General features: G+C 67.9%; 22 protein-coding genes and 1 pseudogene. 10 read left to right on the forward strand and 13 right to left on the reverse strand.

The window, feature by feature from the left end:
* Nucleotides 1-18: 18 nt before the first annotated feature.
* From rpoZ to AC6CR5_RS04285, 4 genes are all read right to left on the reverse strand, one after another.
* Complete coding sequence (rpoZ, locus tag AC6CR5_RS04270; RefSeq protein WP_006219679.1) at nt 19-222, reverse strand: DNA-directed RNA polymerase subunit omega; 204 nt, start codon at nt 220-222, stop codon at nt 19-21.
* A 46-nt stretch (nt 223-268) separates the two neighbouring features.
* A complete protein-coding gene (gene gmk, locus AC6CR5_RS04275; RefSeq protein ID WP_020927510.1) occupies nt 269-901 on the reverse strand; it encodes a guanylate kinase in 633 nt (210 codons plus the stop codon).
* Between the two features lie 179 nt (nt 902-1,080).
* On the reverse strand, nt 1,081-2,001 hold the full coding sequence (locus tag AC6CR5_RS04280) for a c-type cytochrome (RefSeq protein WP_026383536.1): 921 nt from the start codon (nt 1,999-2,001) through the stop codon (nt 1,081-1,083).
* A 5-nt stretch (nt 2,002-2,006) separates the two neighbouring features.
* Nucleotides 2,007-2,732 (reverse strand): c-type cytochrome, encoded by a 726-nt coding sequence (locus AC6CR5_RS04285; protein ID WP_047992669.1) that lies wholly within the window; start codon nt 2,730-2,732, stop codon nt 2,007-2,009.
* A gap of 277 nt (nt 2,733-3,009) precedes the next feature.
* Here AC6CR5_RS04285 and AC6CR5_RS04290 point away from each other — a divergent pair, with 277 nt between their 5' ends.
* Complete coding sequence (locus tag AC6CR5_RS04290) at nt 3,010-3,780, forward strand: SDR family oxidoreductase (protein ID WP_498085277.1); 771 nt, start codon at nt 3,010-3,012, stop codon at nt 3,778-3,780.
* Nucleotides 3,781-3,887: 107 nt separating this feature from the next.
* Here AC6CR5_RS04290 and AC6CR5_RS04295 read toward each other — a convergent pair whose 3' ends face one another.
* From AC6CR5_RS04295 to AC6CR5_RS04305, 3 genes are all read right to left on the reverse strand, one after another.
* Nucleotides 3,888-4,481 carry a C40 family peptidase gene (locus AC6CR5_RS04295; RefSeq protein ID WP_006388218.1) on the reverse strand — a complete coding sequence of 198 codons (594 nt, stop codon included), beginning with the start codon at nt 4,479-4,481 and terminating at the stop codon, nt 3,888-3,890.
* 212 nt (nt 4,482-4,693) lie between these two features.
* On the reverse strand, nt 4,694-6,784 hold the full coding sequence (locus tag AC6CR5_RS04300; RefSeq protein ID WP_173001274.1) for a TonB-dependent receptor: 2,091 nt from the start codon (nt 6,782-6,784) through the stop codon (nt 4,694-4,696).
* Between the two features lie 59 nt (nt 6,785-6,843).
* Nucleotides 6,844-7,140: a hypothetical protein gene (locus AC6CR5_RS04305; RefSeq protein WP_020927514.1), complete on the reverse strand. Its 297-nt coding sequence runs from the start codon at nt 7,138-7,140 to the stop codon at nt 6,844-6,846.
* Nucleotides 7,141-7,399: 259 nt separating this feature from the next.
* On the opposite strand from AC6CR5_RS04305, the gene AC6CR5_RS04310 reads away from it, so the two are divergent.
* Nucleotides 7,400-8,899 (forward strand): AMP nucleosidase, encoded by a 1,500-nt coding sequence (locus AC6CR5_RS04310; protein WP_006388221.1) that lies wholly within the window; start codon nt 7,400-7,402, stop codon nt 8,897-8,899.
* Between the two features lie 160 nt (nt 8,900-9,059).
* Nucleotides 9,060-10,643 (forward strand): amino acid permease, encoded by a 1,584-nt coding sequence (locus AC6CR5_RS04315; RefSeq protein WP_024068754.1) that lies wholly within the window; start codon nt 9,060-9,062, stop codon nt 10,641-10,643.
* Between the two features lie 96 nt (nt 10,644-10,739).
* Here the strand turns inward: AC6CR5_RS04315 and AC6CR5_RS04320 are convergent, their stop codons facing one another.
* From AC6CR5_RS04320 to AC6CR5_RS04330, 3 genes are all read right to left on the reverse strand, one after another.
* Entirely contained in the window at nt 10,740-11,024 is a 285-nt protein-coding gene (locus AC6CR5_RS04320; protein WP_081105005.1) for a helix-turn-helix domain-containing protein, read from the reverse strand.
* Complete coding sequence (locus AC6CR5_RS04325; RefSeq protein ID WP_498085278.1) at nt 11,021-11,365, reverse strand: type II toxin-antitoxin system RelE/ParE family toxin; 345 nt, start codon at nt 11,363-11,365, stop codon at nt 11,021-11,023. The genes AC6CR5_RS04320 and AC6CR5_RS04325 overlap by 4 nt, the downstream gene beginning before the upstream one ends.
* A 292-nt stretch (nt 11,366-11,657) precedes the next feature.
* The gene (locus AC6CR5_RS04330; protein ID WP_054507562.1) at nt 11,658-12,587 is read right to left on the reverse strand and encodes a YicC/YloC family endoribonuclease; all 930 of its coding nucleotides are present in this window, start codon (nt 12,585-12,587) and stop codon (nt 11,658-11,660) included.
* 179 nt (nt 12,588-12,766) lie between these two features.
* Here AC6CR5_RS04330 and rph point away from each other — a divergent pair, with 179 nt between their 5' ends.
* On the forward strand, nt 12,767-13,501 hold the full coding sequence (gene rph, locus AC6CR5_RS04335; RefSeq protein WP_006388224.1) for a ribonuclease PH: 735 nt from the start codon (nt 12,767-12,769) through the stop codon (nt 13,499-13,501).
* A 16-nt stretch (nt 13,502-13,517) separates the two neighbouring features.
* On the opposite strand, the gene AC6CR5_RS04340 is transcribed toward rph, so the two are convergent.
* Nucleotides 13,518-14,888: an MmgE/PrpD family protein gene (locus AC6CR5_RS04340; protein ID WP_026383528.1), complete on the reverse strand. Its 1,371-nt coding sequence runs from the start codon at nt 14,886-14,888 to the stop codon at nt 13,518-13,520.
* Entirely contained in the window at nt 14,885-16,045 is a 1,161-nt protein-coding gene (locus AC6CR5_RS04345) for an acyl-CoA dehydrogenase family protein (protein ID WP_047993476.1), read from the reverse strand. The genes AC6CR5_RS04340 and AC6CR5_RS04345 overlap by 4 nt, the downstream gene beginning before the upstream one ends.
* Before the next feature lie 233 nt (nt 16,046-16,278).
* On the opposite strand from AC6CR5_RS04345, the pseudogene AC6CR5_RS04350 reads away from it, so the two are divergent.
* A pseudogene (locus AC6CR5_RS04350) lies at nt 16,279-17,712 on the forward strand (methyl-accepting chemotaxis protein); the annotation flags it as partial.
* 144 nt (nt 17,713-17,856) lie between these two features.
* Here the strand turns inward: AC6CR5_RS04350 and AC6CR5_RS04355 are convergent.
* Nucleotides 17,857-19,713, reverse strand: a complete 1,857-nt coding sequence (locus AC6CR5_RS04355; protein ID WP_006388228.1) for an EAL domain-containing protein — start codon at nt 19,711-19,713, stop codon at nt 17,857-17,859.
* A gap of 126 nt (nt 19,714-19,839) precedes the next feature.
* On the opposite strand from AC6CR5_RS04355, the gene rdgB reads away from it, so the two are divergent.
* The 5 genes from rdgB (at nt 19,840) to ntrC (ending at nt 26,072) form a co-directional block, all read left to right on the forward strand.
* Nucleotides 19,840-20,463 (forward strand): RdgB/HAM1 family non-canonical purine NTP pyrophosphatase, encoded by a 624-nt coding sequence (gene rdgB, locus AC6CR5_RS04360; protein ID WP_047993477.1) that lies wholly within the window; start codon nt 19,840-19,842, stop codon nt 20,461-20,463.
* 30 nt (nt 20,464-20,493) lie between these two features.
* On the forward strand, nt 20,494-21,717 hold the full coding sequence (gene hemW / locus AC6CR5_RS04365; protein WP_047993478.1) for a radical SAM family heme chaperone HemW: 1,224 nt from the start codon (nt 20,494-20,496) through the stop codon (nt 21,715-21,717).
* Nucleotides 21,718-21,901: 184 nt separating this feature from the next.
* On the forward strand, nt 21,902-23,314 hold the full coding sequence (gene glnA / locus AC6CR5_RS04370; protein ID WP_020927523.1) for a type I glutamate--ammonia ligase: 1,413 nt from the start codon (nt 21,902-21,904) through the stop codon (nt 23,312-23,314).
* Between the two features lie 191 nt (nt 23,315-23,505).
* A complete protein-coding gene (glnL, locus tag AC6CR5_RS04375; RefSeq protein WP_006388232.1) occupies nt 23,506-24,570 on the forward strand; it encodes a nitrogen regulation protein NR(II) in 1,065 nt (354 codons plus the stop codon).
* Nucleotides 24,570-26,072 (forward strand): nitrogen regulation protein NR(I), encoded by a 1,503-nt coding sequence (gene ntrC, locus AC6CR5_RS04380; RefSeq protein WP_498085279.1) that lies wholly within the window; start codon nt 24,570-24,572, stop codon nt 26,070-26,072. The genes glnL and ntrC overlap by 1 nt, the downstream gene beginning before the upstream one ends.
* Nucleotides 26,073-26,099: the final 27 nt, after the last annotated feature.

Genomic DNA, 26,099 nt, shown 5'->3' on the forward strand with positions numbered 1-26,099 from the left:
GCCGCCCCCCGGAAAAGATCAGGTGGGAACTTTACGCAGCATTTCCACGCCGGTGAGGCCGCCCGCGATTTCGCGCAGGGCAGTGACCGTGGGCTTGTCTTTGCTGTCCAGGCGCGGGGCATGGCCTTGCGCCAGCTCGCGGGCGCGGTAGGTGGCGGCCAGCGTGAGCTTGAAACGGTTGGGGATCTGGTTCAGACAGTCTTCGACGGTAATGCGAGCCATTAGGACACCTGGTGCTGATGGTGGATAGGGAGAATGCGGTTTCGTTTCAGTGCGCCGCCGGGATGCCGAGCTGCGCAAACAATTCGGCGTGGCGCACGGCCTGAGACGAAAAACGCAGCCGCGCGGCGCTGACGATTTGAGTCAGTTCCGACAAGGCCACGCTAAATTCTTGATTAATAATAACATATTCGCATTCAGGCGCGTGCGCGATTTCGCCGCCCGCGGCCATCAGCCGGCGCGCGATCACCTGCGGCGCATCCTGGCCACGCGCCTTCAGGCGGCTTTCGAGTTCCTCGATCGAAGGCGGCAGCACGAAGATGCCGATCGCGCCGGGAAAACGCTGGCGCACCTGGCGCGCGCCTTGCCAATCGATTTCCAGCAGCACGTCGCGGCCCTCGCGGGTGGCTTCGTCGATGCGATCGCGCGGCGTGCCGTAGAAATTGCCATGCACCTCGGCCCATTCCAGCAGGCGCTGCTCGTCGCGCAACTGCTTGAATTCGTCGATGCCGATGAAGCGGTATTCGCGGCCGTCTTCCTCGCCGGGGCGGGGGGCACGCGTGGTGCAGGAGACGGAGAGGAGAATGGACGGGTCTTGCTGCAGCAAGGCCTTGACCAGGCTGGACTTGCCGGCCCCGCTGGGGGCGACGACCATGAAGACATTGCCGGAAGTGGCGTGCATGAATGTGACGAGCGTGTGATGCCGAGACCCGAAGAATAGCAAATCGCGCAGCGCGGCAGGGGGAAAACCCTGCGCGCGCTGTCAATGCCAACCACCTGCGGGTTGGGGCGCGCGATGCGGCCCGGCAAGAAAGCGGCCCCGAACGGCGGCCCGTGGCGGGGCCGCCGCGCGGGAGCGGATCAGCGCGCCGCCGCCTGCGTCAGCTTGCCGCCCGGCGCGGGCGCGTCGCTGCCGAGCAGGTGGCCGTTCACCTCGATGCCGTAGAGCGAGTCGTCGGAGTCGTGGTACTTGGCGCGGGTCTTGGCCACCGATTCGGTGTAGCGCGGATCCTGGGGGCGTTCGTGGGCGTTCATGAAGTAGGCCACGTCCCACGCTTCCTGGTCGCTCAGCATGCCTGCCTGGCCCAGCGGCATGTTGGCCTTGATGAAGCCGGCGGCGTTGCCGATCTGGTGCATGCCGGCGCCCCAGTTGAAGGAATCCGGGCCCCACAGCGCGGGGAATACCCAGTGCTCGCCGTTCTTCTGTCCCTTGCCCTCGGCGCCGTGGCAGACGGCACAGTACTGGGCGTAGACCTCGCTGCCGCGCACGTAGTCGGCCTTCTGGGCCGGCTTGGGCAGCTTGAGGTAGCCCTGGCCCTTGAGCGCGACGCCGGTGGGCGCCTTGCTCGCCAGCCAGAACATATAGGTCTGCAAGGCGGTCAGCACCGGGTCGTCGGCCGCGGGCGGCTTGCCGTTCATGCTGAAGCGGAAACAGCCTTGCAGGCGCTCGGCCAGCGTGTTGACGTGGCCGTTCTTGGCGCGGTAGGCCGGATACAGCACGTAGGCCGCCCACATCGGCGCGGAATCGGGGCGGCGGCCCGCGTCCAGGTGGCAACTGGCGCAGTTCAGGTCGTTGCCGACGAATTTGCTGGCGTTCTGCGGCGTGTGCAGGAAGATCTGCTCGCCCTGGCGCACGATCTTGCCGAATTCGCTGTCGGGTAGCGACGCGGCGCTGGGCGGCGTGAAGTCGGGGCGCGCATCGGCGGCCACGGCCGCTCCGGTCGACAGCAACGCGCTGGTTGCCGCGGCGGCGAACAGAAGATGAGCGAGTCGGTGACGGATCGGGGTCATTGCTTGGCTCCCGCGGCGGTGTTGGCTTGCGCGGCAAGCAGGTCGGCGGCCTTGGGCAGGCCGGCGTAGTAGGCGGACACGGCGTCGATCTCGGCGTCGGTCAGGCGGGTGGCCACGGCTGGCATCAGGCCGAGCGGGCCGGGCGGACGCTGGCCCTGGCGCCAGGCGCGCAGTTGGCCCGCGATGTAGGCGGCGGGCTGGCCGGCCAGGCTGGGAAAGTTGGCGCCCACGCCGATGCCGCCCGGGCCGTGGCATTGATTGCAGGCTGGCACGTTCTTGTCCCAGGCGCCGCGCGTGGCCAGCCAGGCGCCGGTATCGTCGGGCTTGACCGGATGCCGGGCCGTGGCGGCCAATCGGTCGATGTTCAGCGGCGACGGCAGGCCGGCGTAATAGGCGGCCACCGCTTGCCGCTGCGCGGGGTCCAGCGCCTTGGCGGTGGCGGCCATCACCGGGCTCACGCGCGAGCCGTTGGCCATGGCTTCGAGCTGTTCGGCGAGATAGGCGGCGCCCATGCCCGCCAGATGGGGAAAGCCGGCGGCGGGGTTGCCTTCGCCGTTGGCGCCGTGGCAGGTCATACAGGCCGGCGCGCCGTTGGCGCCCTGTGTGCTGATCTGGCGCCCATCGGGAGCGGCCTGCGCGGGACCGGGCAGCGCACCGAGCACGCCGGCGCTCAGGGCGAGCGCGCCCGCCCAACGAACGGTGGAAAAGGGCAGTAATGCCATGATCAAACTCCGAAATTTATTGGAATTTTGGTAATAAGTTAATTTCCAGAAATTATATGGAAATTTGTGACAGATCAAAGCCCGCCAGGGGTTTTGCGCGCGTTCAATTTGCAACAGCGATGGCGGCAATCGCGGCGGCGCTGCATCCGTTCGCCGGCTCGTTTCCTGATCCGTGCTTGTCCAGCCGCACTCGGCGCGTAGCGAATGGAACGTTCGCTTGCACCATCGCCAGAATGATTCGGGTAGCATTTCGCCGACAGATAACAAGGAGCATCCAATGCACACGAACGAGATCGACCCTCCCCGCGTTGCGCTGGTCACCGGCGCCGGCACCGGCATTGGCCGCGCGGTGGCGCTGGAATTCCTGGCGCAAGGCTATCGCGTGGTGCTGGCCGGCCGTCGGCGCGAGCTGCTCGAAGCCACGCGCACGGCGGCGGGCGAAGATGGTGTGCGGGCCCTGGTGGTTCCCACGGACGTGTCCGACGAACAGGCGGTGCGCGAGCTGTTCGACACCACCCAGCGCGAATACGGGCGCCTGGACGTGCTGTTCAATAACGCGGGCCGCGGCGCGCCGGCGATGCCGATCGAGGAACTGCCGGTGGCGCTCTGGCGCGAGGTGGTCGACACCAACCTGACCGGCATGTTCCTGTGCGCGCAGGCCGCGATCCGCGTGATGAAGGCGCAGACCCCGCAGGGCGGACGCATCATCAACAATGGCTCGATCTCGGCGCACGCGCCGCGGCCGTTCTCGATCGCCTACACCGCCACCAAGCACGCGGTGACGGGCCTGACCAAGTCGATCTCGCTGGATTGCCGTCCGTACCACATTGCCTGCGGCCAGATCGATATCGGCAATGCCGCCACCGACATGACCGAACGCATGGCCGCCGGCATCCTGCAGGCCGATGGCAGCACCAAGGTCGAGCCGCGCATGGACGTGGCCCACGTCGCGCAGGCCGTCGCGGCCATGGCCCGTCTGCCGCTGGACGCCAATGTCCAGTTCATGACGATCATGGCGACCAACATGCCGTTCGTCGGGCGCGGCTGAACCGCGCCACCAATGAAAAAAGCGCCCGCGGGCGCTTTTTTATTTTTTATCGAGCCATTTCGTCGACAAGCGCATGGCGCGCAGCGCGGGGGCCCGTCCTTCGGGCTTTACTTCTGCGCCAGCATCTGGCCCTTAGCCGTATCGATGTAGCTGCGGGCGCCGAGGTAGCGCTTGGACCAGTACGGATTCTTCATTTCGTCCACGCGCACCTTGGCGCCGCGACGCGGGGCGTGCACGAACTTGTCCTGGCCGATGTAGATGCCCACGTGCGACGTGATGCCGCGGCCGCGGGTGGCGAAGAACACCAGGTCGCCGGGCTTGAGCTGCTTCTTGTTGTTCACCGTGTCGCCCTGGGTGCGTTGCTGGCGCGCGGTGCGCGGCAGTTCCAGGCCGGCGATCTCACGGTAGACGTACAGCACCAGGCCGCTGCAGTCGAAACCTTCGGCGGCATCGTCGCCGCCCCAGCTGTAGGGCGTGCCGATGGCGGCCAGGCCGGCCTGCACCACGCGTTCGCGCAGGGTCGGCACGGTGGGGTCCTGCGCCAGGCGCAGGCCGGACAGGGAGGCGCGGGCCTGTTCGGAGGGGATCGACGCCTGGGCGGCGCCGGGTAACCAGGAGAACGTCAGGGCCAGCAGGGGCGCTGACAGCAAAGCGGGAAGGCGGAAAAAGGCAAGGCGGGCTTTTCGCGTGGGCGGCGTCATTACGTCACTTCAAAAATCGGAGTGGGCGGCATGGCTTTGTCCACGGGGGACAAGCCGGCGGAAAGGGGGCAGGGGAGGCTTGAGCTTCACGAACTGCCATCGCATTGTAATGGAATAAAGTTTCATTACATTTGTAGTGCAATGCAGCATCCTGGCGGGCCGCCCGTTACCTGATCCGGTCGGGGAAAGGTAACGGGCACCGGGCGCCAGGGTCAGAAGCTGCCGCGCAGGCCGACCATCACGGCGCGGCCGCCCTCGGGCGCGACGTCGCGCAGCACCGAGGTGGCGTAGCGGATGTCCTGGTTGGTCAGGTTGATGCCGCGCACGTAGGCCTGCCACTGCACCGCCGCGACCTTGAAGCGGTAGCCGGCGTTGGCGTCCAGGCTGTAGTAGCCGGCGGTGGCGGTGTCGTTGTCCGGACGGCTGTGCTGGGCGAAGGCCTTGGACACGCTCAAGCCGGCGCTGTACGGGCCGTAGCCGTAGTCCAGCGCCACGCGCAGGCGCAGCGGCGGAATGCGCGGCAGCGAGTGGCCGGTATCGCTGTTGCGCGCCACCGTGTAGTCGCCCGACAGGCCCAGGTCCAGCTTGTGGCCGCCCAACTGCAGCACGCGCGTGCTGCTTTCGGCCTCCACGCCGTACAGGCGCGCGGACACGCCCTGGTAGCGCGCCTCGGGCAGGGCCTCGTCGTCCCCGGCGGCCACCAGATCGCCGTCGTCGTCGCGGAAGCGGCCGGTGTTCATCTCGGCAAGGTAGTTGGAGAAGCGGCTGTAGAACACGCCCACGCTGGCGCTGTCGGCGTCCTTCTTGTAGCGCAGCGACAGGTCGCCGGACCAGGCGCGTTCCTTGGCCAGGTTCTGGTCGCCCACCAGGTATTGGCCGGTGGCGGCGTGCGGGCCGTTGGCGTACAGCTCATAGAAGGTGGGCGCGCGCTCGGTGTAGGCGGTGTTGGCGGCCACCGACCAGGCGCTGTCCAGCTTGTAGATGCCGCCCAGCGAGAAGCTGCCGGCGGTGAAGGTGCGGCGGTTGGAGCCGTCGAAGCGTTCGTTGCCGCCGCCGCCCGGGGTCAGGCGGGTATGGTCGGCGCGCGCGCCGGCGCTCAGCGTCAGGCGATCATTGATCTTCCATTCCTCCAGCGCGAACAGCGCGATGGCGTCGGTGTCGGTGGTGGGCACCAGCGCTTCCTCGCCCAGGGCCGAGAAGCGCGTCTGGCCCAGTTGCAGGCCGACCACGCCGTGCAGCGGGCCGATGTCGGCGTGGCGCGCCTCGATGCGGGCCTCGTAGCCGCGGTTCTTGAACAGGGTGCCGGTTTCGCCGTCCTCGATTTCCTTGTGCTGGTAGTCGGTGTAGGCGAAGTTCAGCTTGACGCTCGTGAACAGGCCTTCCAGGTCGCGCAGCTCGCTGGCGAAGCCGAAGCGTTCCTGGCGCATCCTGATGCGCACGTCCGGCTCGGCCACCGAACCGTAGTCGGAGTCGTAGCCGCTGTAGGACAGGCCGGCATAGCCGCGGTCGCCGGTCCAGGACATGCCGAGCGCGCCGCCGCTGGCCTGGCCGTCGCTGTTGGGCAGGGTGCCGCGCGGCTGGTCCCGGTCGGGGCCGTCGATCGCGCGTTGCCGCGAGGTGCGGGCGTAGCCGGGAATGCGCAGGTCGCCGGTCTTGCGGCTGAAGGCGTCGGCGTGGATGGCGAAGGTGCCGTCGCCGCCTTCGAGCTGGATCGCGCCGTTGCGGTCGTTGTTGGCGCCGCCATAGCTGCCGGCGACGTCGCCCTGGACGCCGTCGATGGGCTCGGTGGGGATGCGGTTGTCGATGGTGTTGACCACGCCGCCGATGGCGCTGCCGCCATACAGCAGGGCGGCCGGCCCGCGCAGGATCTCGACGCGGTTGGTGGACAGCGGGTCCAGCGGCACGGCGTGGTCGAACGACAGCGACGAGGCGTCGAGCGAACCGACGCCGTTGTTCAGCAGGCGGATGCGGTCGCCGTCCATGCCGCGGATGATGGGGCGGCCCACCATCGGGCCATACGTGGTGGTCGATACGCCCGGCAGGCCGTTGAGCGTCTCGCCCAGGTTCGAGGCGCGTCGCAGGTCCAGGCCGGCGCCTTGCAGCACGGTCGACGGCGAGGCCAGCGCTTCGCTGCCCAGAGGGTTGGCGGTGATGATGACGGGCGACAGCGTGGCCGCGTCAGGCGCGTCGGCCTGGGCGCGGGCGGCCGGCGGCAAGGCGAGCAGGCAGGCGAGGGCGAGCGGGCTCAGGGAAAAGACGCGCAGGGACGAACGCGTCCCCGCATGGGAAGCAGCAAAAGGCATGGTGGCAATCCTGGTTGCCGGCCGGCAGGCGGCGGCGGTTGAAATCGGGCGGGCGGGTGTCAGGCCGCGGCGGGCGGGGCGCGCGATTGGAACCAGGGCGTGGCGATGAGGGTGGTGCCGCTTGGCACCGGCGCGGACGCCGCGATGCGCGGCGCGCCGCAGGCGAATGCGGGAAAGGAAGCCGGCAGCGTGGCATCCAGCAGATCCCAGATATGACAGAGGTCGCAATGGCCCAGCTTGTCGGGGGTGTGCGCGTCGTCCTGGCTGGAAGCGGGACTCCCCGCCAGGTGCGACAGCGCGTGCCGCACGCCGCCCAGCGGTGACAGCAACAGGCAGGCGCACAGCCAACCCAGCACTGCCCATCGGGCAGGGCGCGCAGCGGGATGGAGGCGGGAAGCCGGCGGCATGGGCGGGGCGGAAAGGCGAAAAATCGGAATGATATATTGTTTCTTTGATTGTGGCGATGCGCGCCCGCGCATCCGGCCGCGCAACGCGGCCGAATATGACGCTTCATGTAGTCCTAGGCTCGGGCATAATCGTTGGCATCGGCCCTCCCGGCTTGATCGCCGCGAGCGGCCGCTGAAAGAAGACCATAAGAAAGCGGAGCCAAGCTCAATGATGAACGCAGTACACCCTTTGTCCTCGATGAACCGGCCCGAGGCGATTCCTTTCGAGCCCTACCATGACGCCGTGGCGGCGGTGGACCGGCTGGCCGAAATCTATGCGCGCAACACGGCCTTCCTGCGCGCGGCGTTCCGCGACGTCCTGAAGGGCTCCACCAGCGGCCGCGAGCGGGCCCGCGCCTATTACCCCGCCATCCGCATCCTGGTCGAGACCTACGACCCGATCGATACCCGCCTGTCATATGGCCACGTGGCCGAGCCCGGCATATACCAGACCACCATCACCCAGCCGACCCTGTTCCGCGACTACCTGATCGAGCAGGTCGGCCAGTTGCTGCAGAACCACCGCGTGGCGGTGGAAGTGGGCGAATCCGATTCGCCGATCCCGCTGCATTTCGCCTTCCCGGAAGGCGCCTACGTCGAAGGCGAGCACCTCGAGGCCCTCAAGCGCCCGCTGCGCGACCTGTTCGACGTGCCGGATCTGGCGGTGACGGACGATGCCATCGTCAACGGCTCCTGGCGCGGCAAGGAGGGCGAACCCAAGCCGCTGGCCCCGTTCACGGCGCAGCGGGTGGACTATTCGTTGCATCGCCTGCAGCACTACACCGCGACGGCGCCGGCGCATTTCCAGAATTTCGTGCTGTTCACCAATTACCAGTTCTACGTTGACGAGTTCTGCGCCCGCGCCCGCGCGCTGATGGCCAGCGGCAACGAGGACTACGAGATGCTGGTGGAGCCGGGCAACCGCATCACGCGGCGCGGCGAATCCGGCCCGGCCGACGAAGGCCAGGGCCAGCGCCTGCCGCAGATGCCGGCCTATCACCTGGTGCGCGGCGATCACTCCGGCATCACGCTGGTCAACATCGGCGTGGGGCCGTCCAACGCCAAGACCATCACCGACCACATCGCGGTGCTGCGCCCGCACGCCTGGCTGATGCTGGGCCACTGCGCCGGCCTGCGCGATTCGCAGCGCCTGGGCGATTACGTGCTGGCGCACGGCTACGTGCGCGAGGACCACGTCCTGGACGACGACCTGCCCACCTGGGTGCCGGTGCCGGCGCTGGCCGAAGTGCAGGTGGCCCTGGAGCAGGCGGTGGAAGAGGTGGCCGGCCTGTCCGGCTGGGACCTCAAGCGCATCATGCGCACGGGCACGGTGGCCACCATCGACAACCGCAACTGGGAATTGCGCGACCATGTCGAGCTGGTCGAGCGCTTCGCGCAGTCGCGCGCCATCGCGCTGGACATGGAGTCGGCCACCATCGCGGCCAACGGTTTTCGTTTCCGCGTGCCGTACGGCACGCTGCTGTGCGTGTCCGACAAGCCCCTGCATGGCGAGCTGAAATTGCCGGGCATGGCCAGCGCGTTCTACCGGCGCCAGGTCAACCAGCACCTGGAAATCGGCATCCGGGCGCTGGAGCGCCTGCGCGGCATGCCGCCCGAGCGGCTGCACTCGCGCAAGTTGCGCACCTTCATGGAAACGGCGTTCCAATAGCCCCGTAGCGGGCTTTCGCGGGCGGGGACGGATCCTCGCCGGCTCCCCCGCGGTTTCGACGGCCGGGGGGCAGTTGCGCTATGCTCGCGCGTTGCGTGGAAATCCACGGCGCCCGGGGGCACAATCCGCGGGGGCTTTTTTGCTCTGAAGGAACACGACTTTGGCATTGACGGAACACGACCAGCACCGCGCCGGCGGCAAGAAGGGGGCGGCAGAACCGTCCGAATTGCGCCGCGCCCTGTCGGCGCGCCACCTGACGATGATCGCGGTGGGCGGCTCCATCGGGACGGGGCTGTTCGTGGCCTCCGGCGCCACCATCGCCCAGGCCGGACCGGGCGGGGCGCTGCTGGGCTATGTGCTGATCGGCGTGATGGTCTATTTCCTCATGACCAGCCTGGGCGAGCTGGCCGCCGCCATGCCGGTGTCAGGGTCGTTCTCGACCTACGGCGCCCGTTACGTCGAGGACGGCTTCGGCTTCGCGCTGGGCTGGAACTACTGGTACAACTGGGCCGTCACGGTGGCGGTGGACCTGGTGGCCGCGCAGTTGGTGATGGCCTACTGGTTTCCCGACGTGCCGGGCGTGTACTGGAGCGCCTTGTTCCTGGCCATCACGTTCGGCCTGAACGCGTTGTCGGCGCGCGGCTTCGGCGAAGCCGAATTCTGGTTCGCGCTGATCAAGGTGATCGCGGTGCTGGCTTTCGTTGCCATGGGCGTGATGATGCTGCTGGGCATCATCCGCGGCGGCGAGGACGGCGGCGTGGCCAACTGGACCGTGGGCGACGCGCCGTTTGCCGGCGGTTTCGCGGCGCTGATCGGCGTGGCCATGGTGGTGGGCTTTTCGTTCCAGGGCACCGAACTCATCGGCATCGCCGCCGGCGAATCCAAGGATCCGGCGCGCAACCTGCCGCGCGCCGTGCGCCAGGTGTTCTGGCGCATCCTGCTGTTCTACGTGATGGCGATCCTGGTGATCGGCCTGCTGATCCCCTATACCGATCCGCACCTGCTGCGCAACGACGTCACCGACGTCAGCGTCAGCCCGTTCGCGTTGATCTTCGAGCGCGCCGGCCTGCTGGCGGCGGCCTCGATCATGAACGCGGTGGTGCTGACCTCGGTGCTGTCGGCCGGCAACTCCGGCATGTACGCCGCCACCCGCATGCTCTACAGCCTGGCGCGCGATGGCAAGGCGCCGCGTATTTTCGGCCGGGTGGCGCGCAACGGCGTGCCGCTGTGGGCGCTGCTGGCCACCACGGTGGTGGCGGCGCTCTGTTTCTTCTCGTTCATCTTCAGCCCCAAGGCGGTCTACATCTGGCTGCTGAACACGTCGGGCATGACCGGTTTCATCGCCTGGCTGGGCATTGCGATCAGCCACTACCGCTTCCGCCGCGGCTACGTCAAGCAGGGCCGCAACCTGGCCGACCTGCCTTACGTGTCGCCGTTCTTCCCGTTCGGCCCGATCTTCGCCTTCGTGCTGTGCCTGATCATCACGCTGGGCCAGAACTACCAGGCCTTCCTGGAGCACCGGATCGACTGGGGCGGGGTGGCGGCCACCTATATCGGCATCCCGCTGTTCCTGCTGATCTGGCTGGGCTACCGCCTGGTCAAGGGTTCGCGCTTCGTGAGCTACAAGGACATGACATTCCCGGACGCCCGGGCGCGCAGCGCCTACCTGGACTCGGCGCTGCGCGGCGAGCCGGCCACGGTCGGGCCGGAGACGGCGCCTGCGCCGGGCACTGGCGGGCGATGAAAGGTGGGATACCCCGTTGTCCTGGCGCCGATGAACGGAGCCGCGGCAGCGGGGCGCCGATAGCCAGCACGAGCAGAAGCACTACAAGCGTTCAGCTTATGTCAGTGCTTCCATCACCGCTTCGGGGTTTCTTTCAATCACGTTAAGCAATACCAGCGCCGGTCCTCGCGGAGAACGGTCGCCGCGTTCCCAGTGCCGCAACGTCGCAGTGGAAAAGCCGAATCGGGCGGCGAATTGCTCCTGGGTCATGCCCACTTTGGCTCGTACCGCTTTTACGTCGACTTGACGGGGGCGGTGCACGCGCACGCCCCGAGTATCGCCCTCGGCATGGGCGATCGCTTCGTGCAAGCCCTGCTTGATGTTGTTGAATGTGCTGCTCATGATTGCGCTCGCCTCTTCCAGATGTTCGTCAAGACGTCGACCAGGCTGACCAGATCATTGCGCTCGGTCTTGGTCAGATTGCCTTTGTCGCCTTTGGCGAAGAGCGTCAGCAGATACAAGGGCATGAGGTCATCATGGTAGTAGTAGATGACGCGCACGCCCGCGCTCTTGCCGTGGTCACCGCGGCGCCAGCGCAGTTTGCGTACGCCGCCCGTGCCTTCCATGATGTCTCCGGCTTTTGGATTCCCGGCCAGATAGTCGATAAGGTCCTGGCGTTCCTGCGCAGTCAGAAGCTTGTCGGCCAAGCGGATATAAGAGGGCAATTCGACAAGGCCGTGCATGACTTCGCGTGAGTCCTATCCTAATCCAATGGATTAGCTGATACAAGAGCAACTGGCATTGTATTGATAGGCAGCGGGTCGATTGGCGGGCCAGGGACCGATTCGTCATCTGTTCCTGGACGAGCGGGCAATGTCGATCCATGCCCGGGCGCATGCGGGCCGTTCGCTCAAACGACAAGCGGGTTCTATGTTCCCGAGGGGGCCATACTGGCTGTACGGCCCAGGGTGCGCCGCAAGACTTCAGTGCATGCGCCGCGATCGGCAATGCGGATGCGCGAGCCTTATCGACGCCTCACTCGATGTTCTGCGCCTGCTCGCGCATCTGCTCGATCAGCAGCTTCAGGTCCATGGCGGCGCGCGTGACTTCCATGCTGCCTGCCTTGGAACCCAGCGTATTGGCTTCGCGGTTCATTTCCTGGAACAGGAAGTCCAGGCGCTTGCCGGCGCTGCCGGCGTTCTTCTTGCCCGCGGCCTTGCCGCCGCCGTCGGTCAGCAGGTGGCGCAGTTCCTCCACGTGCGAACGCAGGCGCGACAGTTCCTCGGCAACGTCGATGCGCAGCGCGAACAGGTTGGCTTCCTGCGACAGGCGCTCGGACAGTTCGGCGCCCGAGATATGGGTGAAGCCGCCGGGGAAGGCCGATTCCACGCTTTCGCGCAGCTTGGCGGCGAGTTTGTCGCGGTGGTCGGCCAGCAACTGGGGCAGGTGGTTCTGCACCAGTTCGACGATGCCGGCCACGCCGTCGGCGCAATCGCGCATCATGCCGGCCAGGCGTTCGCCTTCGCGCGCGCGGCCTTCCTGCAACTGCTTGAGCGCTTCCTGGGCGGCCTGCATGCAGGCCGTGCCCCACACTTGCGGGTCGAGCGCGTCATTGGCGCGCTGGCCGGGCCAGTTGAACAGTTCCACCAGGCGCGGCGCGGCGATGTCGGGCAGGATGCGGCGCGCGGCCTGCAGTTGTTCGGCCAGGCTTTCGAGCCAGGCCGGTTCCAGCTTGGACAGATCGGTGCTGGCATTGCGCGTGTACGACACGCGGATCTCGACCTTGCCGCGCGCCAGTTGCGCCGTCAGCAGTTCGCGCAGCGGCGTCTCGACGTGGCGCAGCTCGTCGGGCAGGCGGAAATAGAGGTCTAGGAAGCGGCTGTTGACGCTGCGCAGTTCCAGCGCCAGCGTGCCTTGTTCCAGGTCTGCCCGGGCGTTGCCGAAGGCGGTCATGCTGCGAATCATGGTGTCGATATCCTGTTGCTTGTTTTGGATCGGGCCGCGCCGGTTCCGCCTGTCCGTCGTGCGCGGACGCGGGCGGGTATATGCAACCCGTGTATCGCGGCAGGATACTCCAAACCCGGGCGGGGCAGCGACCGGCAGCCCGTACAATGCCGCCAACCGAATCTGATTGGAGCCTTGCCATGACCACTGCCAACGCCATTGCCCGCCCGTCGGGCCGCGCCGTCGACGAACTGCGCCCGTTCAGCCTGGAGCGCGGTTTCACGCGCTACGCCGAAGGGTCGGTGCTGGTGAAGGCCGGCAATACGCACGTGCTGTGCACCGCCAGCGTGCTGGAAAAGGTGCCGCCGTTCCTCAAGGGCAAGGGCGAGGGCTGGGTCACGGCCGAATACGGCATGCTGCCGCGCGCCACCCACACCCGCGGCGACCGCGAGGCCGCGCGCGGCAAGCAGAGCGGCCGCACCCAGGAAATCCAGCGCCTGATCGGCCGCAGCCTGCGCGCCGTGTTCGACATGCGGGCGTTGGGCGAGCGCACGCTGCACCTGGATTGCGACGTGCTGCAGGCCGACGGCGGCACGCGCTGCGCCAGCATCACCGGCGCCTGGGTGGCGGCGTCCGACGCGGTCGCGCTGCTGATGCAGCGCGGCGACCTGGCCGTGAATCCAATCCGCGACGCGGTGGCGGCGGTGTCGGTCGGGCTGGTGCAGGGCCGTCCGGTGCTGGACCTGGACTACGAGGAAGACTCGGCCTGCGACGCCGACGTCAACGTCATCATGACGGGCGGCGGCGCCTTCGTGGAAGTGCAGGGCACGGGCGAGGGCGCCACCTTCACGCGCGCCGAGCTGGACGCGATGCTGGGCCTGGCCGAGAACGGCATCGCCGGCCTGGTGCGGGCGCAGCGGGCGGCGCTGGCCTAAGCGGCCGGCGCGGGCCTCAGGGCAGCAGGGCGCCCACCTTGCCGGCCCGCTCCAGGCCCCAGATCGCGTCGATCAGACCGCGCAGTTCGGCCTCGGTGGCGGCGTCGGCATAGCGGCCCAAACTCAGCGTCTTGGTTTCGATCTCGTCGCGCGACAGGGTGTTGCCGGGATCGCCCTTGGGTTCGTCGACGCGGCCGTGCAGCACGCGGCCGTCGCGGGTATGCACCGTGACCTTGCCGATCCAGCGCTGCGGATAGGCGCCGTCGACTTCCGGATCCAGTTCCATCGTGACCCGGCCGCGGAAGTCGGCCACTGCCGGATCGTCCAGCGCGGCGTCGAATTCCGGCAGGCCGGCGCGGCCCTGGCGCGCGATCAGCCCCAGCACCGTACCCATCGAGAACTTGGACTGGTGCACGGTGCGCGGATCGACCACCGGCCCCAGCACGTCGATGGCGCCCTGGTGCACGTGCGCCACCACGCGCGCGATATCGCTTTCGGCCAGCTCGTGTTCGCGCAGCACCTGTTGCAGGGCGTCCGCCGCCGGATGGGTGTGGCGGCACGATGCATGGAACTTGAACGAGGTTTCGGCCAGCGCCCAGCGCGTGCCAAGGCGGTCGGTCAGGCGCGCCGGATCGGCGTCGCTCGACATGCCGGCGGCCATGCCCTGCGGTCCTTCGAGGATGTGGCGCGCGCCGGTGAAGCCTTCCTGCGCCAGGTAGGCCGCGGCGATGCCGTTGGCCGCGGCGCGGGCGGTATGCAGTTGTTTGGAATCGGCGGCATCGCGCAGGAATTCCCACAGGCCGGCGGCCTGGGTGCCGGCCGAGCCGAAGGCGTCCAGCATGGCCGCGGGCGACAGGCCCAGCAGGCGGCCGGTGGCCGCGGCGGCGGCCAGCGTGCCGGCGGTGCCGGTGGTGTGGAAGATCTTGTAGTGCGAACGGCCGAGGAATTCGCCGACGCGGATGCCGACTTCGTAGCCGGCCACGGCCGCCACCAGCAGGTCGCGGCCGCTGCGGCCCAGCGCCTGGGCCACCGCCAGCGCCGGCGGGAACACCACGGCCGCCGGGTGGAACACCGAACCATTATGTACGTCGTCCTGCTCGACCACGTGGGCGGCGGCGGCGTTGACCATGGCGGCGAACACCGGCGAGGTGCGGCGCCGGTTGATCAGGATCTCGCTGGGACCGTCCGCAGGCCCCATGGCGGCGGCGTAGCGGTCGATGGCCAGCACCGGCCGCGCCGAGGCGCCCGCCAGGATCGACGCCAGGCAATCCAGCAGCAGGTCTTCGGCGCGCCGCAGCACCGGGGCGGGGATGTCCTCGAAGCGCAGGTTGGCGGCGAAGGCGGCGAGGGTGGCGCTGGGGTGGGAGGTGTCGGTAGTCATGGTCAGAAGGAACGCGGCAGGCCCAGGATGTGTTCGGCGACGTAGGAGAGGATCAGGTTGGTCGAGATCGGCGCGACCTGATAGAGACGGGTCTCGCGGAACTTGCGCTCGACGTCGTATTCGGTGGCGAAGCCGAAGCCGCCGTGGAACTGCAGGCAGGCGTTGGCGGCCTCCCAGGAGGCGTCGGCGGCCAGCAGCTTGGCCATGTTGGCCTGCGCGCCGCAGGGTTCGTGGGCGTCGAACAGGCGGCAGGCCTCGTAGCGCATGAGGCTGGCGGCCTCGACGTTGATGTGGGCGCGGGCGATGGGGAACTGCACGCCCTGGTTCTGGCCGATGGGGCGGCCGAACACCATGCGTTCCTTGGCGTAGGCGGTGACCTTGTCGACGAACCAGTAGCCGTCGCCGATGCACTCGGCGGCGATCAGGGTGCGCTCGGCGTTCAGGCCGTCCAGGATGTACTTGAAACCCTTGCCTTCCTCGCCGATCAGGTTGTCGGCCGGGATTTCGAGGTTGTCGAAGAACAGTTCGTTGGTCTCGTGGTTGACCATGTTGGGGATCGGGCGGATCGACATGCCGTGCTTGACCGCCTCGTGCAGGTCCACCAGGAAGATCGACATGCCCTCGGACTTGCGCGTGACCTGGTCCAGCGGCGTGGTGCGCGCCAGCAGGATCATCAGGTCGGAATGCTGCACCCGCGAGATCCAGACCTTCTGGCCGTTGATGACATAGCGGTCACCGCGGCGCACGGCGGTGGTCTTGATCTTGGTGGTGTCGGTGCCGGTGGTGGGTTCGGTCACGCCCATGGACTGCAGGCGCAGCTCGCCGGCGGCGATGCGCGGCAGGTATTCGCGCTTCTGCGCCTCGGAACCATGCCGCAGCAGGGTGCCCATGTTGTACATCTGGCCGTGGCAGGCGCCGGAATTGCCGCCGCTGCGGTTGATTTCCTCCATGATGACCGAGGCTTCGGTCAGGCCCAGGCCCGAGCCGCCGTATTCCTGCGGGATCAGCGCCGCCAGCCAGCCGGCGTCGGTCAGGGCACGCACGAAGGCGTCGGGATAGCCGCGTTCTTCATCGATCTTGCGGAAATATTCGGCGGGGAACTGGGCGCACAGGTCGCGGACGGCTTCGCGGATGTCCTGGTAGGCGTGGGAGGCTTGAGGCATGGGGTGGGTTGCGATGTCGACAATGAAAGGGAATTCGGGACAGGATTGAATGTGCCGCAAGGCGCCGCGCCTGCCAATTCACAATTCATTAATACGGGGTTCCTGTTCGCAAAAGCGCATTTATGTGACCGCCGTTCGTCATGCGGGGAGCGGGGTTGTGTCAAGAAATTGCCAAACTGCATCCCCATAATCGCCCCGATACGCCTAGGTGGCGATGCAACAGACGGATGGATATGCGGAAAAATCTCAGGGTGACGACGGCGGTTTCCGCCATTCTGGCGGTGTTTGTGGCGCTGTTTGCGCTGGCCGCGGCGGCCGGCATCTTCGTGCTGCGCGAAAACCGCGCCGACATCGAGGCGCTGGGCCGCGGCAGCATCGAGCGCGCCAGCGACCTGTCGGACATGACCAGCCGGCTGTTCCAGGCGCGCGCCGCGCTGACTGACGCCAAAACCGCCATGGAAGGCGGACTGGAGGAGGCGCGCGACCAGTCGCTGAACCAGGCCGACGCGCTGCTCAAGCAGGCGGCGGCCAGCCAGGCGCGGCTGCGCGCCAATGCCGACACCAGCGCGCAGGGCGCGCCGCTGTTCGACCAGACGCTGGCGGCCTATGCCGCCTTTGCCGACCAGACCCTGGCGCCGATGTTCAAGGCGATCAAGGGCTGGAACGGCATCGAGGTCAACCGGCTGGTCGACAAGGTGCTGCCGGTGTCCGGCGCGGCCTACGTCAAGCAGGCCGAGGCCTACCAGGCCTACGCGCGCCAGCAGGGCCAGGCGGCGGTGGCCGGCGCCAGCCAGACCATGCAGCGGGTGACGCTGGTGGCCGTGGCCGTGCTCGGCTTCGTGCTGGTGCTGGCGGTGCTGATCCGGCTGGCCGTGCGCCGACGCATCCTGCGCCCGTTGAACGAGGCCGGCGCGCACTTCGACCGCATCGCCGACGGCGACCTGACCGGCAATATCGCCGTCCATGGCGACAACGAGATCGGCGTGCTGTATTCGGCCATGCGGCGCATGCAGACCGGCCTGTCGGCGGCGGTGGCGTCGGTGCGCCATGGCGTCGAGGAAATCCATACGGGCTCGGGCGAGATCGCCGCCGGCGGCGCCGACATGTCGGACCGCACCGCGCGCCAGGCCGGATCGTTGCAGGAAGCGGCGGCCAACATGACGCAGCTGGCGCACACGGTGCAGATGACCGCGGGCAACGCCGATCTGGCGAGCCGCCAGGCGCTCGGCGCCACGCAGCTTGCGCAGCGCGGCGGGCAGGCGGTGGAGGAAGTCGTGACCAGCATGCAAGGCATCGCCGACAGCGCGCGCCGCATCGGCGAGATCGTCGGCGTGGTCGACAGTATCGCGTTCCAGACCAACATCCTGGCGCTGAACGCGGCGGTGGAAGCGGCCCGCGCGGGCGAGCAGGGCAAGGGCTTCGCGGTGGTGGCGGGTGAAGTGCGCTCGCTGGCGCAGCGCAGCGCGCAGGCGGCCAAGGAAATCAAGGGCTTGATCGAGGATTCGAATTCGCGCGTCGAGGCCGGCGTGCGCCAGGTCAATCTGGCCGGCGACACCATGCGCGACATGCTGGTGTCGGTCGACCGCGTGACGCAGATCGTGGCCGAGATCTCCAGCGCCACGGCCGAGCAGGCCGCGGGTATCGCTTCGGTCAATGACGCCGTGGCGGACATCGAGCGTTCGACCCAGGAGAACGCCGCCATGGTCGAACAGACGGCCGCCGCCGCGGCCGCGCTGGAACTGCAGGCGCAGCATCTGCGCCGGGCGGTGTCGGTATTCCAGATCGCCCAGGCGCAGGCCGCCGGCCACGCTTCAGGCGGCGACCTGCGGCAGGCTGGCGCCGCTGTAGCGCTCGGCCACCAGCGACAAGTTCCCATGCTTGACCTTGTGCTTGACATGGGCGGCGGCCGACGCGATGTCCTCCGGGCGGATGCGCTCGCATAGGGATGGGGTGACGGTGAGGGCGCCGACACCCAGTGTCACGAACGGGAAGAAGCGCGGCACGCCGTAGCGGTCCTCGGCCTCGATGCCGCCGTTGCGGCGGCCTTCGTCGTCGTACAGGTCGATGGCGCGTTCATTGAATTCGGCGATGATGCGCTGGATGCGTTCGCTCCAGTCGGGGCTGCGCAGCAGCACCACGAAGTCGTCGCCGCCAACGTGGCCGACGAAATCGCGCAGCGGGTCGCAGTGGCGCTTGATGACGTCGGCGGTCAGCATGATCATGTCGTCGCCGCGCCAGTAGCCGTAGACGTCGTTGAACGGCTTGAAGTTGTTCAGGTCGCCATAGCAGATGGTGAAGTCCGCGGCGTCGTCCAGCAGCGTGGCGATATGCCGGCTGATGGGGATGTTGCCCGGCAGCGAGGTCAGCGGATTGGCATAGCGCGCGGCCTCGATGCGCATCTCGGTCACGGACCGCACCAGCGTCTCGCCGGTGGCCAGGCCGTCGTAGCGGCCGTCGCGGGTGATGATCAGCCCGTCCATCAGGTAGCGCTGGTCTTCGGAGATCAGCACGTGGCTCAACTGGTCGATGGACACGTCCAGGTCGACCAGCACCGGCTCGGCGTTCATGAAGGTCGAGCAGGCGTCGCGGCCGAACAGCTCGCGGGTGTAGCGCTGCGCATAGTGCTCGGAAAAATCGCGGCGGTTGATGATGCCCACCGGCCGGTTGTCGGCGTCGACCACGGCCACCGCGTGCAGGCTCTTGTGCTCGATGAAAAGACGATGCACGTCGTCGTTGGTGTGCTTGTTCAGCAAGGCGGCCGGGGCCTCGACCCGCAGGCTGGCGGCGGTGCCGCCGGCCGAGCGTTGCGACAGCGGAGCCGGCGCGCGTACCCGCAGCGAGTCGCGCAGCGGCGGGGTCAGTTCGGTCAGCAGGGTTTCGTCGGGACGGCCCAGCAGCCAGCCCTGGGCGTAGCGGATCTCCAGGTCGCGCACCACCGCCAGGTCCTCGGCGGTCTCGATGCCCTCGGCGACGATGGCCGTGCCCAGGTACTGCGCCACCTTGAGGATGGCGCGCACCATGTTCTGCTTGCGGTCGTCGTGGCCGATGCCATTGAAGAAGTAGCGGTCGATCTTGACCAGGTCGGGCTGCATTTCTGCCCACAGCTGCAGGTTCGAATTGCCCACGCCATAGTCGTCCAGCGCGATGCGCATGCCATATTCGCGCAGGCAGGCGAAGGCGCTGCCCAGCGTCGACATGTGCTCGGACAGCGGGTCCTGCTCGGTCAGTTCGACAATGATGTCGGACGGCGCCAGGGTGCAGTCCTTGAGCAGGCGCAAGGGCATTTCGTCGCCCCACAGCGACCAGTAGTGGATCAGCGCCGAACCCGACAGGTTCAGGAACAGCTTGCCGGCAGCCGGGTTCTGGTTGAAACCCTGGGCGCCGGCGCGAAAGCTGGCCAGCTCCAGTTGTGGATGCAGGCCCTGGCGGCGGGCCTCGGCGAACAGGGCGTCAGGAAAGTGCAGGGTGGTGTCGACCGGGCCGCGGATCAGGCTTTCGTGGCCATAGATGCGGCTGTGGGACAGGTCGATCACCGGTTGAAAACGGGGTCGCAACAGCCGTTCGCGCAGGATGCCCGCCAGGCTGACCGGCGCGGGCGTCGCGGCGCCGGTGGAAAGGGGAGGCGCGCTGGCCGCGGCCGGCCGGGGCAAAGCGTGAAGTGGGTTCATCGCCGGGACGTTCAGATACGATCAGTGACAAGATTGATCATATTGACAACGAAATATGTCGGCGTTGTTTCGCCATCGCGGCGGTTACGCCTGGGCATCGGCGCCGCGCCCTATACAATTTGGCCCATGACATCCCCCAAGATTCCCGATTCCCTGCGCCGCGTCGTGCTGGCGTCCAACAACCCCGGCAAGCTGCGCGAGTTCTCCGCCTTGTTCGCGCCGCTCGGCATCGAGCTGGTGCCGCAGGGCGAACTCGGCGTGCCCGAAGCCGAGGAGCCGCACGTCACCTTCGTCGAAAACGCGCTGGCCAAGGCGCGCCACGCCAGCCGCCTGACCGGCCTGCCGGCGCTGGCCGACGATTCGGGCCTTTGTGTGGCCGCGCTGGGCGGCGCGCCGGGCGTGTACTCGGCCCGCTACGCCAAGATGCATGGCGGCGAGAAATCCGACCAGGCCAACAACGCGCTGCTGGTCGAGAAGCTGGCGGCGGCCAGCGACCGCAGCGCCTGTTACGTGGCGGTGCTGGCCCTGGTGCGCGGCGAGAACGATCCGCGTCCCCTGATCGGCGAAGGCCTGTGGCAGGGCGAGATCATCGACCAGCCCGAAGGGGCGAACGGTTTCGGCTACGATCCGCATTTCTATCTGCCCGATCAGGGCCTGACGGCCGCCGCGCTCGCACCCGAGGAAAAGAATGCCATCAGCCATCGCGCCCGGGCCCTGCGCGAATTGCTGAGCAAGCTGAACCAGGCTTGACACGGGCGCCGTGGCGCCCAGGAACACCGAATGTCCATCACCATCCCCATCCGCGCCGAATCGGGCGCGGCCCGTACGCGCCTGGTCACCCCGGCCGGCGCCACGCTGACCAGCCTGCCGCCGCTGTCGGTCTATGTGCATGTGCCATGGTGCGTGCGCAAGTGTCCGTACTGTGATTTCAACTCGCATGCGGCGCCCGGCGGCGAGATTCCCGAACGCGCCTACCTGGACGCATTGCGCAGCGACCTGGAGCAGGCGCTGCCGTCGATCTGGGGCCGCCAGGTGGTTTCGGTGTTCATCGGCGGCGGCACGCCCAGCCTGCTCTCGGCCGCCGGCCTGGACGAGCTGCTGGCGATGCTGCGCGCCTGTCTGAACGTATGGCCCGACGCGGAAATCACCATGGAGGCCAACCCCGGCACCGCCGAGGCCGGCCGGTTCCGCGACTACGCCGCCAGTGGCGTGACGCGCTTTTCGCTGGGCATCCAGAGCTTCGACGACGCCCAGTTGAAGAAGCTGGGCCGCATCCACGACTCGGCCCAGGCCCGCGCCGCCATCGAGATGGCCCAGCGCGCCGCGCCGCGCGTCAATCTGGACATGATGTTCGCGCTGCCCGGGCAGACCCTGGCGGCCTGCGTGGACGATCTGCGCCAGGCCATCGGCTTCGGCACCGAGCACCTATCGCTCTATCACCTGACGATGGAGCCGAACACGGTCTTCGCCAAGTTTCCCCCCGAGGACCTGCCGGACGATGACACCAGCGCCGCGATGCAGGACGCGGTCGAGGCCGAACTTGCCGCGGCCGGCCTGGCGCGCTACGAGGTCTCGGCGTACGCGCGGCCCGGCGCGCGCTGCCGCCACAACCTGAACTACTGGGAATTCGGCGACTACCTCGGCCTGGGGCCGGGCGCGCACGGCAAGTTGTCGTTCCACGACCGCATCGTGCGCGAGGCGCGCCTGCGCAGCCCGGAGTCCTGGTTGCGGGCCGCCGCCGCGCACGACGGCAGCCACCTGGCCGAGAGCCGCCAGGTCGGCCCGGACGAACTGCCGTTCGAGTTCATGCTCAATGCCTTGCGGCTCAAGGACGGGGTGGCCGCCACCCTGTTCAACGAGCGCACCGGCCTGTCGCTGGCCGCCATTGCGCACCAATTGGAGGCAGCGTCCGCCAAAGGCCTGCTGGACGCCGATCCCACCCGGTTGCGGGCCACGCCCCTGGGCTGGCGCTTCCTGAACGACCTGCAGGAAATGTTCCTGTAGCAGTCAGGCACCATGATGGGGCAATCATGCCCCATCTTTTGCACCAAATCGGTGCTACATTTTCCCATCGCCTTGCCGCCTTCCCCGGGCAATCCCGGGGGTGAAACCTGGCACGCTTATTGCTTCCCTCTTTTATGCCAGTCGAGCGGCACAGCCCTCGACCCTTTTATCTAATGGAGATGACATGGCAAGCCCGAAAGACGTCCTGAAACAGATCGCCGACAACGAAGTCAAATTCGTGGATTTCCGCTTTACCGATACGGTCGGCCGCGAGCACCACGTGTCGGTGCCCACGACCGCGATCGATGAAGACAAGCTGGAAAGCGGGCAGGCTTTCGACGGTTCGTCGATCCCGGGCTGGAAGGGCATCGAAGCCTCCGACATGCTGCTCATCCCCGACCTGTCGACCGCCAACCTGGATCCGTTCCGCGAAGAGCCGACCCTGATCCTGTCGTGCGACGTGGTCGAGCCGTCCGACCTGAAGGGCTACGACCGCGACCCGCGTTCGCTGGCCAAGCGCGCCGAAGCCTACCTGAAGGCCTCGGGCCTGGGCGACACCGCCTACTTCGGTCCGGAACCCGAATTCTTCGTGTTCGACGGCGTGACCTGGAATACCGACATGTCGGGCACCTTCGTCAAGATCAAGTCGGAAGAGGCCTCCTGGTCCACCGGCCTGGAATTCGAAGGCGGCAACACCGGCCACCGTCCCGCGGTCAAGGGCGGCTACTTCCCGGTTCCCCCGGTTGACTCGTTCCAGGACATGCGTTCGGAAATGTGCCTGCTGATGGAACAGATGGGCGTGCCGGTCGAAGTGCACCACCATGAAGTGGCCGGCGCCGGCCAGCTGGAAATCGGCACCAAGTTCAGCACCCTGGTGCAACGCGCCGACTGGACCCAGATCGTCAAGTACATCGTGCACAACGTGGCCCACGCCTATGGCAAGACCGCCACCTTCATGCCCAAGCCCGTCGTCGGCGACAACGGTTCCGGCATGCACGTGCACCAGTCGATCTGGAAGGACGGCCAGAACCTGTTCGCGGGCAACGGCTACGCCGGCCTGTCGGAATTCGCGCTGTACTACATCGGCGGCATCATCAAGCACGCCCGCGCCCTGAACGCCATCACCAACCCGGGCACCAACTCGTACAAGCGCCTGGTCCCGCACTACGAAGCCCCGGTCAAGCTGGCCTACTCGGCCCGCAACCGTTCGGCCTCGATCCGCATCCCGTACGTGGGCAACCCGAAGGGCCGTCGCGTCGAAGCGCGCTTCCCGGACCCCCTGGCCAACCCGTACCTGGCCTTCTCGGCCCTGATGATGGCCGGCCTGGACGGCGTGCAGAACAAGATCCACCCGGGCGATCCGGCCGACAAGAACCTGTACGACCTGCCGCCGGAAGAAGACGCGAAGATCCCGACCGTCTGCTCCTCGCTGGAACAGGCCCTGGAAGCGCTGGACAACGACCGCGAGTTCCTGACCCGCGGCGGCGTGTTCAGCAACGACATGCTCAACGCCTACATCGACCTGAAGATGGCCGATGTGAACCGTCTGCGCATGACCACGCATCCGGTCGAATTCGACATGTACTACAGCCTCTGATCCCAGGGGCCGTGGCTGGGGGAGCGCGATGATGTAGGCAGAAACCAGGGCCGACACCACGCGCACCGCCAGGTCGCCGACCGAAGACTTGCCCGCCCGGCCCCGTGCCGGCGGGCAGGGCGCCGCGCTCGCGGGCGCCGCCGGACCGGCGTGCCGATTTCCCCCATGTAGTCATTCGGGTACGTTGAAAAATGAATGTAGAAGCTCTCGATCTGCTTGCCACGTCCGTTTTCCTGGTCAACGAACGCGGTCATATCGAATACGCCAATGCGGCCGCCGAGGATCTTTTCGGCCGTTCCCGCAAGCAGCTGCGCGGCCATTCCGCCGCCACGCTGTTCGACAATCCTGAGAACATCCAGTCGTCCATCGACCGCGCCGCCGCTGGCAGGTATGCCGACGTCCGGCAACTGGCATCGTTGCGCCGCGCCGCTGAATCGGTGGAAGTGGCGGTGACCACGGTGGGACTGAGCGGCCAGCCCTGGCCCGCATTGATCGAGACCCGCGAGATCGAGCAGCGCGTGCTGGCCGACCGCAATCACCGCCTGGTCGACGAGATCGAGGCGCACCGCGAGCTGCTGCGCAACCTCGCGCATGAAGTCAAGAATCCCCTGGGCGGCTTGCGCGGCGCCGCGCAACTGCTGGAAGCCGAGCTGCCGAGCGCGGCGCTGGCCGAATACACCCAGGTCATCATTTCCGAAGCCGACCGCCTGCAGGCGCTGGTGGACCGCCTGAGCGGGCCGCAGCGCGTGCCGCTGAACGCGCGGCCGGTGAACATCCACGAGATCTGCGAGCGCGTCTGCGCGCTGATCCAGGCCGAATTCCGCAACGACGTCACGCTGGTGCGCGACTACGACGCCTCCATGCCCGACCTGAAGGGCGACGCCGCCCGCCTGATGCAGGCGGTGCTGAACGTGGCCCGCAACGCCGCGCAGGAACTGGTGGCGCGGCCGCAGGCGCCCGGGCTGGAGCCGGGCGTGGTCACGCTGCGCACGCGCGTCGCGCGGCAGGTCATGCTGGCGCACCGCCAGCACCGCCTGGCGCTGGAACTGTCCATCATCGACAACGGCCCCGGCGTGCCGGACCATATCCGCGACCGCATCTTCCATCCACTGGTCACCGCGCGCGCCGGCGGGACCGGCCTGGGCCTGAGCCTGGCCCAGGATTTCGTGCAGCAGCACGGAGGCATCATCGAATTTGAATCCCGACCCGGGCGCACCGAGTTTCGCCTGGTCCTACCGATGGAGCCCGCACTCTGATGAAACCCGTATGGATCGTCGACGACGACCAGGCCATCCGCTGGGTCCTCGAAAAGGCCCTGGCCCGCGCCGGTGTCCCCACCCGTAGTTTTTCCCAGGCCGCCGACGTGCTCGAAGCGCTGTCGCACGAGACGCCCGTCGCCCTGGTTTCCGATATCCGCATGCCCGGCGGCAATGGCCTCGAGCTGCTGCGCCAGCTCAAGGAACGCCATCCGGGCCTGCCGGTCATCGTCATGACCGCCTTCGCCGACCTGGACAGCACCGTGTCCGCCTTCCAGGGCGGCGCCTTCGATTATCTGGCCAAGCCCTTCGACGTGAACGAGGCGGTCGCGCTGATCCAGCGCGCCATGCAGGAATCGGCCCAGCCCGAGAGTCCCGAAGGGCAGGGCGAAGCCCAGAACAACGAGCGCTGGATGATGACGCAGTCCTCGTCCACCGCCATGCAGGAAGTGTTCCGCGCCATCGGCCGGCTGGCCCAGTCCAAGGTCACCGTGCTGATCACCGGCGAGTCCGGCACCGGCAAGGAGCTGGTGGCGCGCGCGCTGCACGGCCACGGCGTGCGCGCCAGCGGCCCGTTCGTGGCGCTGAACGCCGCCGCCATTCCGCGCGACCTGCTCGAAGCCGAGCTGTTCGGCCATGAGCGCGGCGCCTTCACCGGCGCCAACACGCTGCGCCGCGGCCGCTTCGAGGAAGCCCACGGCGGCACGCTGTTCCTGGACGAAATCGGCGACATGCCGATCGAGCTGCAGACCCGCCTGCTGCGCGTGCTGGCCGAAGGCAGCTTCTATCGCGTCGGCGGCGCCCAGCCGGTGCGGGTCGACGTGCGCATCGTCGCCGCCACCCACCAGCCGCTGGAACAGCGGGTCGAGCAGGGCCTGTTCCGCGAAGACCTGTTCCACCGCCTGAACGTGATCCGCCTGCGCCTGCCGCCGCTGCGCGAGCGGGTCGAGGACATTCCCGCGCTCGCCCAGCATTTCCTGACCGCCAGCGCGCGCTCGCTGGGCGTGCCGGTCAAGCGGCTGACGCCGGAGGCGCTGGCGGTGCTGACCAAGTTCGACTTTCCCGGCAACGTGCGCCAGCTGGAGAACTTCTGCCACTGGCTCACCGTCATGGCCCCGGGCCAGACGGTCGAGCGCGCCGACCTGCCGCCCGAGATCCGCGCCATGGAACACGCGCCGGCCGCCGGCACGGTCTCGCCGCGCCCACCGGCCGGCGCCAGCGTCGCCGCCATCGGCACCGTGGTCCAGCACACGCCGGCCGCCGCCATCGACGACGACGCGCCGCGCAACTGGCAGGACTCGCTGCTGCGCGACGCCCAGTACCGCCTGGAACGCGGCGAGCCCGCCGTCATGGCGACCCTGACGCGCCAGTTCGAGAAAATCCTGCTGCAAAGCGCCCTGGACGCCAGCCGCGGCCGCCGCGTCGAAGCCGCCTCGCGGCTGGGGATCGGCCGCAACACCATCACCCGCAAGCTGCGCGAACTCGGCATCGAAGACGAGTAGGGCGCATTTGCCTGGAACGCGCGGGCG

Source organism: Achromobacter sp. EG18, from assembly GCF_059759395.1.